Source organism: uncultured Campylobacter sp. (genome assembly GCF_938045225.1).
Taxonomy (GTDB): Bacteria; Campylobacterota; Campylobacteria; order Campylobacterales; family Campylobacteraceae; genus Campylobacter_A.
In genome coordinates this window covers 1-14111 of record NZ_CALINL010000025.1, presented here as the reverse complement: position 1 = coordinate 14111, position 14111 = coordinate 1, and the positions used below count along the sequence as shown (strand labels likewise).

General features: G+C 46.5%; 13 protein-coding genes. 8 read left to right on the top strand and 5 right to left on the bottom strand.

Annotated features, from left to right (window positions below; genetic code table 11):
* Positions 1–305: 305 nt before the first annotated feature.
* Complete coding sequence (locus Q0200_RS01560; protein ID WP_297936959.1) at positions 306–1244, top strand: TAXI family TRAP transporter solute-binding subunit; 939 nt, start codon at positions 306–308, stop codon at positions 1242–1244.
* 339 nt (positions 1245–1583) lie between these two features.
* Complete coding sequence (locus Q0200_RS01555; RefSeq protein WP_297936957.1) at positions 1584–3683, top strand: TRAP transporter permease; 2100 nt, start codon at positions 1584–1586, stop codon at positions 3681–3683.
* A gap of 128 nt (positions 3684–3811) precedes the next feature.
* Here Q0200_RS01555 and Q0200_RS01550 read toward each other — a convergent pair whose 3' ends face one another.
* Genes Q0200_RS01550 through Q0200_RS01540 form a run of 3 tightly spaced genes read right to left on the bottom strand, consistent with a single transcriptional unit; the run spans position 3812 to position 6456 of the window.
* On the bottom strand, positions 3812–4294 hold the full coding sequence (locus Q0200_RS01550; RefSeq protein WP_297936955.1) for a tetratricopeptide repeat protein: 483 nt from the start codon (positions 4292–4294) through the stop codon (positions 3812–3814).
* A gap of 45 nt (positions 4295–4339) precedes the next feature.
* On the bottom strand, positions 4340–5161 hold the full coding sequence (locus Q0200_RS01545; protein WP_297936953.1) for a SprT family zinc-dependent metalloprotease: 822 nt from the start codon (positions 5159–5161) through the stop codon (positions 4340–4342).
* A complete protein-coding gene (locus Q0200_RS01540; protein WP_297936951.1) occupies positions 5137–6456 on the bottom strand; it encodes an MATE family efflux transporter in 1320 nt (439 codons plus the stop codon). The genes Q0200_RS01545 and Q0200_RS01540 overlap by 25 nt, the downstream gene beginning before the upstream one ends.
* A gap of 164 nt (positions 6457–6620) precedes the next feature.
* Between Q0200_RS01540 and Q0200_RS01535 the strand changes: the two genes are divergently transcribed.
* The 6 genes from Q0200_RS01535 to Q0200_RS01510 all read left to right on the top strand — a co-directional run bounded on the left by Q0200_RS01535 (position 6621) and on the right by Q0200_RS01510 (position 12960).
* Positions 6621–7934 carry a sodium-dependent transporter gene (locus tag Q0200_RS01535; RefSeq protein WP_297936949.1) on the top strand — a complete coding sequence of 438 codons (1314 nt, stop codon included), beginning with the start codon at positions 6621–6623 and terminating at the stop codon, positions 7932–7934.
* A gap of 9 nt (positions 7935–7943) precedes the next feature.
* The gene (gene abc-f, locus Q0200_RS01530) at positions 7944–9884 is read left to right on the top strand and encodes a ribosomal protection-like ABC-F family protein (protein WP_297936947.1); all 1941 of its coding nucleotides are present in this window, start codon (positions 7944–7946) and stop codon (positions 9882–9884) included.
* Positions 9881–10327: a hypothetical protein gene (locus Q0200_RS01525; protein WP_297936946.1), complete on the top strand. Its 447-nt coding sequence runs from the start codon at positions 9881–9883 to the stop codon at positions 10325–10327. Before abc-f ends, Q0200_RS01525 begins: the two co-directional genes overlap by 4 nt.
* A gap of 61 nt (positions 10328–10388) precedes the next feature.
* Positions 10389–10712, top strand: a complete 324-nt coding sequence (locus tag Q0200_RS01520) for a hypothetical protein (RefSeq protein WP_297936944.1) — start codon at positions 10389–10391, stop codon at positions 10710–10712.
* Between the two features lie 220 nt (positions 10713–10932).
* On the top strand, positions 10933–12069 hold the full coding sequence (locus Q0200_RS01515) for a WG repeat-containing protein (protein WP_297936942.1): 1137 nt from the start codon (positions 10933–10935) through the stop codon (positions 12067–12069).
* Positions 12070–12201: 132 nt separating this feature from the next.
* Complete coding sequence (locus Q0200_RS01510; protein WP_297936940.1) at positions 12202–12960, top strand: flagellin; 759 nt, start codon at positions 12202–12204, stop codon at positions 12958–12960.
* Between the two features lie 111 nt (positions 12961–13071).
* On the opposite strand, the gene Q0200_RS01505 is transcribed toward Q0200_RS01510, so the two are convergent.
* Both Q0200_RS01505 and Q0200_RS01500 read right to left on the bottom strand, forming a co-directional pair.
* Positions 13072–13503, bottom strand: coding sequence for a trehalose-6-phosphate synthase (locus Q0200_RS01505; RefSeq protein ID WP_297936938.1), 432 nt, complete (start codon positions 13501–13503; stop codon positions 13072–13074).
* A gap of 274 nt (positions 13504–13777) precedes the next feature.
* A partial coding sequence (locus Q0200_RS01500) for an Hsp70 family protein (protein WP_297936936.1) occupies positions 13778–14111 on the bottom strand: 334 nt, incomplete at its 5' end.

Sequence of the window (14111 nt, the reverse complement as noted above, 5' to 3'; positions counted from 1 at the left end):
ACCTCAAACGGTTGTTTTTTACTCAAAGAACTTAATTTGCAACGCCAAATTTAACCAAACCAAATTTAGCGTCTTAAAGGCGCAAGTCTCGGTGCGTAAAATTTAGAAATATTTCCATACAAAAAATATGATTTTCGCTTCGCTTGTAAAAAATATATAAATTTTACCTTAAGAAATATTTTTCTAAGGCTAAAGTGTGTAAAATAGTCGCAAAATTTTGAAAAAGCTCGTAAAAAGAGCGAAATTTATACGCAAAATGCGGATTTTGAGAGTAAAATCAGAAAAAATCTTTGAAAGGAAGTTAAATGAAAACTACATCTTTGGCATTAGCCGGGTTGCTTTTCGCGTCTGCGCTGGGCGCAAAGGAGTTCGTATCTATCGGTACGGGAGCGATGACGGGCACGTATTATCCGGTCGGCGGAGCGATATGTCGCCTCGTAAATAAAGACCCGCAGATGAAATGCTCGGTGCAATCAACCGGCGGCTCGGTCTATAACGTAAATAACGTGCTAAAAAAAGAGCTAAATTTCGGTTTCGTCCAAAGCGACGTGGTTTATGATAAATTTAACGGCGTGGGTAAATTTGAGGGCAACGGCGATCAAAATTTGCGCGCCGTCGTCTCGATCTACCCTGAGCTTCTCGCGTTCGTCGTCTCAAAATCAAGCGGCATCGGCTCGATAAACGACCTCGAGGGCAAAGCGATCAACGTCGGCAACCCCGGTAGCGGCAACGAAATGACCGCGCTTGGCGTGTTTAAGGCGTTTGGTTTCGACGAGAAAAAGCTAAAACATCACGGCGTACTCACTGCCGGCGAATGCCCGCACGCTCTAAAAGATAAGAAAATCGACGGCTACTTCTACATGGTCGGCCACCCGACGGCTAACATCACCGACGCGGCAAACTCGTTGCCTATCGACATCGTAAACATCGAGGGCGAGCAGGTGGACAAGATGATAGCCGCGATGCCGTATTTCGCCAAAGGCACGATACCAAAAGGCACTTATGAGGGCGTAGATCACGACGTAAACAGCATTGGCGTTAAAGCCGTACTGGTAACCGACAAGGGCATGAGTGATACTGCGGTGGCTGCGGTCGTAAAGGCGATTTTAGATAACTTCGACGAGTACAAGAGCTTGCATCCGGCACTTGCAGCCGTTACTAAAGAGAGCCTGGTAGAGGGGCTTTCTGCGCCTTTGCATCCTGCTGCCGAGGCCGAGTTTAAAAAAGCCGGCATAATAAAATAAACTAGCTTGGCCGCATGGGTTAAATTTGGCCTGCGCGGCTTATTTTTCTTAAATTTAGGCTTGTTTTTAGTTTTTTGAGGATTTAAAATTTGACGCTTTGCTAGCTTTTTGGTGGTGGTTTTAAGCCGCTTGTAGGCGTCAAATTTTAGATTTGGCTCATGCGCGAGTTTTTGGCTAGTTTTGCTTACCGTTTGCAAAACCCGTATCTTTAGGGTACTGGGTTAAATTTGTAGGTAAACTTAAGGCGCAAAAGCTGGTCAAATTTAAAAATAAAGCCCGATTTTACGGGTGCAATCGCCAAATTTTATAAAAAGAAAATTTAAGAGGTTAAGAGCAAATATGGATAAAAATTTAAACGATACACGAACAAATACCGAGCCCGCGCAGGAAAAGGAGGAGTTCGTCGAGGTAAAGACGCGCGAGATAAACTCGAACTTTTATATATATTTTACTAGCATCATCTGCTTTGCGTGGTCGGTTTTTCAGCTTTACATCGCGTATTTTCCGATGAACACTACGATGTCGCGCTCGGCACACCTTGCTTTTGCTATCTGTTTGCTGTTTTTGCTTTATCCGCTTAAGATTCACAAAAAAGCCCACTCCAGCCTGCCGTTTTACGACATCGCGCTCTGTGTTGTTGGTACGCTAGCAGCGCTCTATCCGCTCATAGAGTTTTACGCTCTAGCGCAGCGTCCCGGAGACTACACGAGCTTTGATATAGCCGTAGCCTGCGTCGCCGTGGTCGTGCTGTTTGAGGCGGGTCGCAGGATCATCGGCCCGGCGCTTCCTATCATCGCAGCGATATTTTTGGCGTATGATTATTTCGGTCAGTATATGCCCGACATCATCGCGCACCAGGGCGCTAGCCTAAACAAGCTCGCAGGCCACATGTATCTTACGACTGAGGGTGTTTTTGGCGTGCCGCTTGGCGTTAGCGTGAGCTTTATCTATCTTTTTGTCTTGTTTGGTTCGCTTTTGGAGCGCGCGGGTGCTGGGCAGTACTTTATAAATTTAGCCTTTGCGCTGCTTGGTAAATTTCGCGGCGGACCAGCGAAAGCTTCGGTTATCGCGTCAGGACTAACCGGCATGGTGAGCGGTAGCTCTACGGCAAACGTCGTGACGGTGGGTACGTTTACGATCCCGCTGATGAAAAAGGCGGGCCTAACTAGCACCAAAGCCGGCGCGATCGAGGTGGCCGCAGGTGTAAACGGTCAGCTGATGCCGCCTATCATGGGTGCGGCGGCCTTTATCATCGCCGAGTTTTTGGGACTTAGCTACACAAACGTCATGATCGCGGCCGTGATTCCGGCATTTGTGTGCTACTTGTCGCTGTTTTTCATCGTGCACCTTGAGAGCTGTAAGCTAGGGCTAAAAGGCATGGAGCAGGGTGCCGGCATATCGAAGCTTAAAATTTTCGTGAGCGGTCTGCACTATCTTATCCCGATTTTGGTTTTACTCTACACCTTGCTAATCGCGAACGAATCGCCGATCTCGGCGGCTTTTAACGCTATTTGCGTGCTGTTTTTGATTATCCTTTTTCAAGAGCCGGTTAGAAAGATAGCTCACGGCGAAGACGTCGGCAAAGAGGACTTCATCATCGGCTTTGCGGATATATTTTGGGCGATGGTAACGGCGGCTAAAAGCATGACGACGATCGCGATAGCTACGGGTCTAGCCGGTATCATCGTGGGCTCGATCTCACTAACGGGCGTCGGTCAAGTACTCTCCGAAGTCGTGGAAAATTTAGCCGGCAACAACATCGTGCTTATACTCTTTCTCACTGCGATAATGTCGCTGATACTAGGCATGGGCTTGCCGACGACGGCAAACTACATCGTCGTTAGCTCGCTGGTCGCGCCTGTGATTTTGTTTTTGGCGCACAAAAACGGCTTTCTCATACCGGCCATCGCGGTGCATCTTTTTGTCTTTTACTTCGGTATCCTAGCAGACGATACGCCTCCGGTCGGTATCGCGGCATACGCTGCGGCCGGTATCGCCAAAGCAAACCCGGTAACCGTGGGCGTGCAGGGCTTTTTCTACGACCTGCGCACGACGATTTTGCCGTTTTCGTTCGTATTTAACAACAAGCTGCTTTTGATAGAGAGCGTAAACTCGGCCAATCCAAACGACGCCAAAGGCATAGTGTGGATAACAAATCCGCTCGAAATGGCGCTGATTTTCGGTACGGCGCTAGTGGGTATGTTTGCGTTTTCTTCGGCGCTTCAAGGGTATTTTGTTAAACGCGTAAACGTGCTCGAGCGCGCGCTGCTTTTGTGCGTAGTGCCGCTAACCTTGGTGCCTAATATGTGCGCTAAATACATCCCGTTTATCGCAAACGAATACGTTTCTTACGCGATCGGCGTTTTGCTTTACGTGGCGCTGTTTGCGTTTCAATGGATACAAAATAAAGCGGAAAAGAGAGTCGGCGTAGGCGCTTAGAGCCTGCGCTTTCTTGGTTTGCTAATTACTCTCTCGTAAATTTTAGAAGCTTGCGTTTTGGAAATAGCGTATAGAAAAGATAAATTTGGGTTAAATTTGACGGTCAAATTTAACCCGAGTAAGTAAAATTAAAGTCTTTTTGAGCGTTTTAGATCGCTTGCAAATTGGCACCCGAGGCTATCGCCTATCTTGCATGCTTTTTCAAAAAGCGCATATGCCTCTTTAAATTTTTTCTCCTCTAGCAGATACGATCCCGCAGTCGCGCATGAAAAGCCGTCGCCAAGCTCGCAGCCTTTATTTAGCAGCGCGCGCGCCTTTTCTTTGTCACTAGACACGTATATCCCGCCGGCACCCGAGCAAGCCTCTTTAGAGCCTAGTTCGCAGCCTTTTTCGTATAACTCAAGCGCTTTTTTGGTGTCAGGCAGGATATCTTTGCCCAGCTGATAAAGCGCGCCCAGTTTTGCGCAGGCTAGGCCGTTGTTCGCGTCGCAGGCGGCTGCAAATTTTTCGCGAGCCGTTACAAATTTAGAGCTCTCGTAGGCCTTTACGCCGTCCTCAAAATCGCCGCCCAAGGCAAAAACCGCGGCAACTAGCATTAGAAGTTTTTTCATTATCTCCCTTTAAATTTTAAATATTCTATTTTAGCATATTTAAAATTATTTTTTGTTTAGCCGTTGTTCCCGCATCTTGAAATCAGGCATGAGCTTAGCGATGAAGTCATAGAAGCTTTTTTGATGGTGCGGGTATATGAGGTGGGTAAGCTCGTGAAGCACGACGTATCCGACTAGCTCGGGGGCTTTTTCGATCAAATTTAGGCTTAAATTTATATAGCCTTTGCGCGAGTTGCAGCTACCCCAGCGAGTGGTCATTTTGCGCACAACGACGCGGTTTATTTTTCGGTTTACGGTAGGAGCGAATTTAGCTATAAAATGCCCGTAAATGCGCCTCGCAAAAGCTTTTTTGTAGTTTTCTAGCGCAACTAAACTCGCAGCATAAATTTCGCCGTCAAATTTACGTCCGTCCATGCTAGTAAATTTAGCCTCGTCAAGGTATGGATCAAATTTAATAGAGTCAAATTCGCCGTCAAATTTAGCGCCGTAAAGGTGCGGGTCTAGCCCGTCCGAGCTCAAATTTAAACCGTCAAAAACTCCTAAATCGCTTGCAAACCTTATCAAATTTACGCCCTTTAAATTCGGTTCGAATTTTATGCGGTAAACCTCGCCCAGTAGCCTAAACTCGTCCTCGCGCGGCAAATTTGCTAGCGTCTTTTCGCGAGCCGATTTTAGCCAGTCGTAGTGTTTTTGCACGAACTCTAGCGCATATTTTTGTGCGGCGTAAAAGGGCAGCGAGACCGATACTTCGCCAGTTTTAGCGACCTTTAGGCGGGTTGTTTTGACGCCTTTTTTAAAATTTAGTGTGATGCCAAATTCGCCGCATTTTACGCTAACGGTTTTTACACTAGGCGCTTTTCTTGCCATTTTCTGCTTCTCCAGCGCCACGTGTTTACGAGTCCGCGTAGCCACTCGTCGGCGGTAAATCCGATCCAAACGCCGATGATTCCCATGCCCTGCACGATGCCCAGATAGTATCCTAGCGGCAAGCTCACGCCCCACATGAACACAGCACCCGTCATCAGTGGAAATTTGGCATCCCCGCTCGCGCGCAGGGCGTTTACGATGACGATGTTAAACGTTCGTCCCGTCTCAAGAGCGATAGAAAGGGTAAAAAGCGGCAGCATGACGGCCTTTAGCTCCTCGGTCAAATTTAACCGCTCCATGATCTCAAATTTGCCAAAATACGCCGCTAAAACGACCGCGAGAGTCGCTATAAAACCGATACGAAGCGCGCGGAAAGTGCGCGAGTATGCCTCGTCAAATCTCATCGCGCCGACTAGGTGGCCGACGATGACCTCGTTTGCCACGCTGATGCTGGCTCCGCAAAGTAGGATTAAAAGCGTGATCTGAAAGTAAATAGTCTGCACGTTTAGGCTAGCCTCGCCCATACTTGCCACAAAGCCGAAAGCCACCATATACTGCGCCATCCAGAGCAAATTTTCGCCCGCGCTCGGAAGCCCAACGGATAAAATTTTACGCAAAATAACAAATGGTAGGCTAAATAGGCGCTTAAAGAAAATATTAACTTTGGCGTAGCGGGTCAGTATCAAAAATAGCACGATAACGCCCACCAGTCGTCCCACGACCGTCGATACCGCGACGCCGTAGAGGCCGTAGTTGGGCAGTCCCAGCCAGCCAAAAAGCGCGATGGCGTTGCCGCAAAGGGTGATGACGTTCATGAGTAGGGAGACCAGCATGACGGCGGTGGCGAAGTTATAAACGCGAAGCACGGCTGCAAGCACCATGCCGATACCGTCAAAGGCTAGCGCGATACCGAGCATATGCAGGTAACCAAAGCTCTGGGCGCGAAGCTGCTCTGGGACGTTTAAAAGCTCTAAAATCTCAAATCCGAAAAAGTAAATAAAAACCGCGCTGCCAAGGCCGATGATCGTGTTAAACGTGATGCTAGCGTGTATGACGCGTTTGGCTAGGTTGTGATTTCGCGCGCCTAGAGCCTGCGCGACTACGACCGAACAGCCTACGCTAAGGAAGCTAAAAATGGTCATAAATAGATCCATTATCTGATTACCCGCGCCCATGGCGCCGACTAGATGGACGCTAACCTTGGTCACCATATATGTGTTTATGATGAGCGTCACGAAGTGTAAAAACATATCTAAAAATATCGGGATAGTGAGCTTTTTGAGCGATAAATTCATAATTTCTCTTTTGTAACGTGGATTTTAAATAACGCGAGATTATACCAAAATATAAATTTAAAGCGTTTTAAGGCGGCGCTGTGTTCTTTGCGGGCGAGCAGGCATAATCTTTTTATTAGCTTAATCAAGTATAATTGAAAAAATTTAATCTAAACGGATATCAAATGCACAAAACAAATTTCACGTCACGCTGGGCGTTTATCATCGCTTGCGTGGGCTCGGCTATCGGTATGGCCAACGTCTGGGGGTTTCCTTATAAGGTCGGTACGAACGGCGGCGGCGCGTTTTTGCTCGTTTATCTGTTTTTTGTCGCGATATTTTCCTATGTCGGACTTTCTGCTGAGTACGCTATCGGCAGACGCGCCAAAACCGGTACGCTAGGCTCGTACGAATACGCATGGAAGAGCCGAAACTGGGGCACTTTCGGTAAAATTTTAGGCTGGATACCGCTGGCTGGCTCGATGTGTATCGCTATCGGCTACGCAGTCATCATCGCGTATGTTTTAAAGGCGCTATTTCAGGCGATCACGGGCTCGCTGATGACCGTGGATACGAACACTTGGTTCGAGTCCTTTGCGCTTTCGTCCTATTCGGTCGTGCCGTTTCACTTTATCGTCGTTGCGGGCACGCTATTTACGCTATTTTTCGGCGCGCACAGTATCGAAAAGACAAATAAAATCATGATGCCGCTATTTTTCGTGCTATTTTTTATCCTCGCTATCAGAGTGGCGTTTTTAGACGGGGCGTTTGGCGGGTATAAATTCGTCTTTCACAGCGACTGGGGCAAGCTAGCCGACCCGATGGTATGGGTAGCGGCGATGGGTCAGGCCTTTTTCTCGCTATCTATCACGGGCTCTGGTATGATCGTTTACGGCGCGTATCTATCAAAGGACGAGGATGTAGTAGATAGCGCGCAAAAGACGGCGATCTTTGATACGATCGCGGCGATGACAGCGGCGCTCGTTATGCTGCCTGCGGTATTTGCCTACAGTATGGATCCGGCGGCAGGACCCGGGTTACTTTTCGTAACGCTGCCTAAAATTTTACAAGACATGCCCGGCGGTCAAATTTTCGCGATTATTTTATTTACGGCGGTGATTTTTGGCGGCGTGACCTCGCTGCAAAATATGTTCGAAGCAGTCGCCGAATCGATAATGCACAAATTTCCTAAGCTAAAGCGCGGCGTCGTGCTAATCGCGCTTTGCATAATATGCTTTGGCATAGGCGTAAATATGGAAGCCATAACTAGCTGGGGGCCGTGGATGGACTTCGTGTCGATCTATATCATCCCTATCGGCGCAGTGATCGGCGCGGTGTCGTGGTTTTGGGTCATCAAAAAAGAAGAAATCATGGACGAGATAAACACTGGCGCAGCAAAAAAGCAAGGCGCGTTTTGGTATTTTACGGGCAGATATATCTACGTGCCGATGGCGCTTACGCTTTGTATCATCGCGCTTAGCATGCATATCTCGTTTTAAGGCTCGCGCGTGGCTCTAATCGACCTTATCGACGTTAGTAAAAAATTCGGTCCGAATGAAATTCTAAACAAAATAAGCCTCAGCGTAAACGAGCGCGAGCGTATCGCTATCATCGGCAAAAACGGCAGCGGCAAAAGTACGCTGATGAAGCTAGTCGCGGGCTCGCTAGAGCCTGATAGCGGTAGGCGTATCGTGCAAGGCGGCGTAAAAGTAGAAATGCTCGCGCAAAATCCTAAATTTGACGATGCGGCGACGGTAAAAGACGCGCTAAATTTGGAGCTAAAAGAGATCTTTGACGCGCGCGACGAGTATGCGGCGGTACTAGAAGCGCTCGGCCGCGATCCGCACAACAAAGAGCTAAATGCTAGGCAAGACGAGCTAATCAAATTTATCGAGGCAAAAGACGGCTGGCAGATCGAGCGCAAGATCGAGCGCGTGCTGGAGGAGTTTAAACTAAAAGAGTACGAAAATCGCGCCGTTTCTAGCCTTAGCGGAGGCGAGATACGCCGCGTGGCTCTGGGTGCTTTGATACTTAAAAAGCCCGATATTTTGCTGCTTGACGAGCCTACGAACCACCTTGACGTTTATATGGTGAGATTTTTAGAGGATATGCTAAAAAGCTCGCGCCAGACGATAGTTTTTATCTCGCACGATCGTTACTTTATCGACGCGCTGGCAACTAGAAGCGTCGAGATCGAGGAGGGCGCGCTGGCGTCATTTGATGGCGGTTACGCAAACTATCTAGCTAAAAAAGAGGAAATTTTAGCCAGCCTAGCTAAATCTCACGAAACTCTGCTAAAACAACTAAAAGCCGAGGAGGAGTGGCTACGCCGCGGCGTCAAAGCGCGTCTAAAACGCAACGAAGGTCGTAAAGAGCGAGTGCTAGCCATGCGCGAGGAGGCTAAGAAAAATCCTGGCGTGATACGCCGCGTTAGGCTCGAGCTTGAGCGCGCGAGTAAAAATTTTAACCAAACGCAAAGCGTAAACCGCAAAAAAATGCTCTTTGAGATCAAGCAACTAAGCAAAACTATCGGCGGCAAGCAGCTTTTTTCGGGTTTTAACGCGCGCGTTTTGCAAGGCGAGCGCATCGCGATAGTCGGACGAAACGGCAGCGGCAAAAGCACTCTTATTAAAATTTTACTCGGGTTTGAAAAGCCTAGCAGCGGCGAGATCAAGCGCGGCGAGGTGCGCGTGGGGTACTTTGATCAGTCGCGAAGCGCGCTGGATGACGATAAAAGCCTCATCGAGACCTTTTGTCCAAACGGCGGCGATCACGTCATGGTGCGCGGGCGAAATATGCACGTTTATGGCTACCTTAAAAATTTCCTATTTCCTAAAGAATTCCTCGATAAACCCATCGGCGTGCTAAGCGGAGGCGAGAAAAACCGCGTGGCGCTCGCGCTGCTTTTTAGCAAGGAGTACGATGTGCTCGTGCTAGACGAGCCTACAAACGACCTCGATATCGCTACTATCAACATCCTTGAAGACTATCTGCAAAGCTTTGAAGGCGCTATCATCATCGTGAGCCACGACCGCTACTTCGTCGATAAGATCGCGCACAAGCTCTGGGCATTTGAGGGCACTCAAATAGAGGTGCTACATCAAGAGTACAGCGTCTATCTCGAGCTAGAAGACGAATTAGCCGAGCTTGGTAAATTTGAAGCGAGCCTAGCAAACGAAGCCGAGCAAGCGCAAAAACAAAAGAGCAAAGCCGGCGCGAAGCTAAGCTATAAGCAAACGCAAATTTTATCCTCGCATCCCGAAAAAATCGCCGCGCTAGAGGCTAAGATAAAGGAGCTAAACGCCGGCCTTAGCGATCCAAAAATCTATCAGCAAATCGGTCTAACCGCGCTTTATAACGACCTAGAAGCGGCAAAAAGCGAGCTGGAGACGCTTGAAAACGAATATTTTGAAGTCTTAGAAATCGCCGAAAATTTGGAGCAAATTTGAAAAAATTAACTAAAACGGGCAGAGTTAGCGCTCTAAATTTACGCACTATTAAGCGAGACGAGTTTATCGGCGCTAGTTTTGAGCTGGACGGGATTAAATTTAGCGGCGTTTTTTCGGCTGATTTTAGTCTAGAACAGGGCGACCTCGTGCGCGTAAAGTACGAAAGAGACGGTTTTATAAATAGAATAACCCTGCTTGAAACCCTGGCTAAAAATAGCGAAAATAGGAGCATGATGGCAAAAATCATGAACATTGCGGTTTTTATCTCGCTGACGCTTCTTGCTCTTTGTATCGCGGGCGGAGTGATTTTTTCTTTGATTACTGGCAGATTTGAGATTCGCGATTTTACCGATATTGTTCGGCTTATTTGTATTTGCTTCCTTGTTTGGTCGCTAGCTTACCATGCGATAGGAAAATTTAAAATTTTGAGACAATTTGCGTAAATTTTGAGCTCAAATTTGCCTCGAGGCGTTAAAAATCAGAGCTTTTAAAATAGGTGGCACCTTGAAAGATAAAAAATTTATACCACTTTGCTTATTTGCGCTTTTTGCCGTGCTTTTTACGGTATTTTTCATGGTTTACGTCGCTAGCTACGAGGAGGAGGGCGAATTTGTCCAGATAGGTAGCAGCGAATTTTACACTACGCCGCAGGGTAAAATTTACGCGCTAATCCCAAGTGGAGGCAAATTTGAGCTAAAAGGCGCGCGTGCGGGTAAATTTAAGGTTCTTGCGCCGGGCGGTTATCGCGGGCGAAACGTCGGCATGGACGAAAGCGCCGTCTACCGCGGCAATCTAGCTATGAGCGGAGTTAATCCGGCTCGTGCCTGAGCAAGGCGAGCTCGCAACAAAACAAGATTTATATGAAAACAAAGTAAAAAATCATAAAATATATCCTTGTAAAGGTCGTTATACTAAAAAAACTCGTCTTGTTTCGTTTTTTGGCGCCGATAATAATTTAAACGGCTTAATTTAACTTGAATAGCAAATTTGTTTCTTGTTCTAGTAAAAACTGTAGAATAAAATCGTAATTTATCAATAAGGACAAAACGTGAAGAAAATTTTACTTAGCTCGCTAGTTTTTGCGGGTCTTTTACTCAACGGATATGACTCAAATGACGGTATCGGCGAAGAAGTATATCTAAATTCCATTCAAGAAAACGGAAAATACGGCTTTGCCGACGAAAACGGCAATATAGTAATAAAAGCGCAATACGACAAGGTGGGCGAATTTGAAGACGGGCTCGCGGCTGTTGCTATCCTTAACGAAAAAGAATCAAAAATGGGATTTATTAACACTAAAGGCGAGGTGGTTATACCGATAAAATACGACAACGGCTCAGAGTTTAGAAACGGCGTGGCATTGGTGTTTTTAGATAAAAAATGGGGTGCGGTAAATCGCTTTGGGGATATGGTTTTAAATATGGAATTTGACGATGCAAAACTGGAAGAAGAGATAATAATCGCTGCCAAAGACGGTAAATACGGTATCTATGCAAGAGACGGCAAGGAGCTGATCGCTCCAAAGTATTATATGATAGAAGAATTTAAGGAAAGTGGATTTGCGGTAACGTGGGTAAAAACAAACGACAAAACAAGACACGGCGTCATCTATAAAAACGGCAAAGAGGTGCTTCCTCCAAAATTTGACTATAATCCGATCTTTTATGATGATGAGCAGCAATATCAATTAATAAGCATGGACGGCAAATACGGCGTTATAAATCGTGCGTATGAGATCGTAGTGCCTATAGAGTATGAAAAAGTAGATTTTGATATATCAAATTCCGGAGTTCTTATTTACAGAAAGGATGGTAAAATGGGCTTAGTTGCCTCGGCGGATAAAAAGACCGAGCCAAAATTCGACATGATAGAACTCGATCCTATAAAGAAAAATGTGTTTCATGTTAATGAAAACGGAAAATGGGGGTTATACGGTGAAAATTTAGAGCCGATAGTTGAACCAAAATACAACGAAGCGTTATTTTTTGGCGATCATAACGTCTCGACCTTTAAAGAAAACAAAAAATTTGGCGTGATAGATATAAACGGTAAAATCATCATACCCGCACAGTATTTTGTGATTTTTATACATAGGGATGGAATCTACGCTTATCCAAAAGATGACGATAAATCAAAAATATATTTTACGCTTGACGGTAAGCCGAAAAATCTAAAAGAACAATGAAGTTTTATAAAATTAACAAGCATGAAAAAATTTGCGTGAGATAAAAATCGACGTTGTAGCGGTCTTTGCTCGTCGCTAGCAAATTTTAATCAAATTTTCGCTAAAATCGGGTCAAATTTAAAAGGAGTGCAAATGAAACTGGGAAATTTTTCCGCAAACTCAAGCCTAAGCAATCAATACCTAGAACAAGCTCAAAATAATAGCGCAAAAGCCCTAAATAACATCTCCGCACAGCGTGCTCTAAGCGGTATCGACAGCGCAAATCTAGTTATCGCAGACTCGCTACGCTCTCAAAGCTCCACGCTAGAGCAGGGCGTCGCAAATGCAAACGACGCTATCGGCATCCTGCAGATCGCAGACTCCACGCTAGCAAATATCACGCAAAGCGCCGACCGCATCGGCGAGCTCTCGGTGAGATATAACGGCGGCATCCTAAACGCCGACCAGCAAAAGATGATAAAAAGCGAGGCAGACGCGCTCGTGGGAGCGATGAGAGAGAGCACGCAGCAGGCGAGTTTTAACGGTAAGAACGTATTTGGCGGGCAGATGAGCTTCCTAACCGGCAACGGCACGGCGAGCGTAAATTTAAGCGCGCCCGATTTTAGCGGTATAGACGTGAGTAACGGCGATAGCGTGAGTAAATTTATCGGTAGCGTAAACGCTCTGCGAGGCGAGATCGGCGCTGCGCAAAACGGCATAATCTCGGGCATCAACGCAAGCCTAACCAAAAACGTCGCGCTAAGGCAAAGCGAGTCGCAGCTACAAAATAACGACATCGCTAAAAATCTAAGCGCATTTAAGCAAAACGACCTGCAAGCAAACGCTGCGATCCTAGCTCAAGCGCACAATACCGCAAGCTTGCAAAGCCAGTTTAACAGGCTTTTGGGCTAAATTTAACTGCCTTACATTTTGGCCGCTACACTCCTTGGCGGCTAAAATGCTTTTGTTTTTACTCTGACTTTTGCGATCTAATCGCGTCTTAAATCAATCGGTCAAATTTATCTAAACCCTCCACATCACTTTTGCTAGGATTATCATTATGACGCACAAAACAAGGGCAATGATGTGCGAGTATTTGCCGAAGGGATCTGGTTTTTTTAGCTTATAGACGTAAAAGAGCGATATCGCCGTGATTAGGCACATTAGCCCTAGCACACCGATCTTGGTCGCGAGTAAAATTTGAAACGGACTACCGAGCCATCCGTTCTCGCCGCCAAAATAATCCTTTGCCATATAAACGCCGCTGATGATCAGCAGTAAAAACGCCGTACCGAACACCTTCGCGCTGCCTTTGGTGTAGGCTTTTTTGACGCGAGCGAGCGTATCTTCGTCTATATGCTTTTTAGCAAACGGAAATATACAAACGTCGAAAAATACGTAGCCGACGAAGGCGACGGCGCTCAAAATATGAACAATCAGGAAAAATAGATACATTTAGGACCTTTTTTGTTTGATTATATTTAAATCGGTCGTCCAAACAGATGATTTTGATTAAGGATTGTGTTGAAAAGAGGGCTAAAATTTATAAAAAATAAGCGGATAAAAACCACATAGAGTCAAATTTGGATTGGGTAAATTTGAGATAACGAATTTAGAGATTTATAAAAACCGCCCGTCAAATTTAACGGGCGGGGTAAATTTAATGGTGCGTAAAACGCTAAAACCTTAAATTTTCGTTTGAGGCCCTTGCCAAAACAAGGGCTAAATTTTACTCGACTTCGGCGTCGATGACGTCGTCGTCTTTTTTCTTGCCGCCGTTTGCTTGCTCGGCAGCAGCACCGTCTTTTTTATACATCGCTTCGGCTAGTTTGTGGCTGGCTTCGCTTAGAGTTTTGACTTTCGCGTCGATCTGCTCTTTGCTCGCGTTTTCGTCTTTTAGCGTCTCTTTTAGCTCATCAAGCGCCTTTTGGATGCGCTCTCTATCCTCGGCAGGTATTTTCTCGCCTAGCTCGTCGAGGCTCTTTTGCGTTTGGTGCGCTAGCGCGTCGGCTTGGTTGCGCGCCTCTACCGCGTCTTTGCGCTTCTTATCGTCCTCTTTGTGT

Bases quoted from the DNA above. Each gene is read 5' to 3' on its own strand.
- Q0200_RS01510 (WP_297936940.1), top strand. From the start codon at position 12,202: ATGAAACTGGGAAATTTTTCCGCAAACTCAAGCCTAAGCAATCAATAC.
- Q0200_RS01505 (WP_297936938.1), bottom strand. From the start codon at position 13,503: ATGTATCTATTTTTCCTGATTGTTCATATTTTGAGCGCCGTCGCCTTC.
- Q0200_RS01550 (WP_297936955.1), bottom strand. From the start codon at position 4,294: ATGAAAAAACTTCTAATGCTAGTTGCCGCGGTTTTTGCCTTGGGCGGC.
- Q0200_RS01560 (WP_297936959.1), top strand. From the start codon at position 306: ATGAAAACTACATCTTTGGCATTAGCCGGGTTGCTTTTCGCGTCTGCG.
- Q0200_RS01545 (WP_297936953.1), bottom strand. From the start codon at position 5,161: ATGGCAAGAAAAGCGCCTAGTGTAAAAACCGTTAGCGTAAAATGCGGC.
- Q0200_RS01540 (WP_297936951.1), bottom strand. From the start codon at position 6,456: ATGAATTTATCGCTCAAAAAGCTCACTATCCCGATATTTTTAGATATG.
- Q0200_RS01555 (WP_297936957.1), top strand. From the start codon at position 1,584: ATGGATAAAAATTTAAACGATACACGAACAAATACCGAGCCCGCGCAG.
- Q0200_RS01535 (WP_297936949.1), top strand. From the start codon at position 6,621: ATGCACAAAACAAATTTCACGTCACGCTGGGCGTTTATCATCGCTTGC.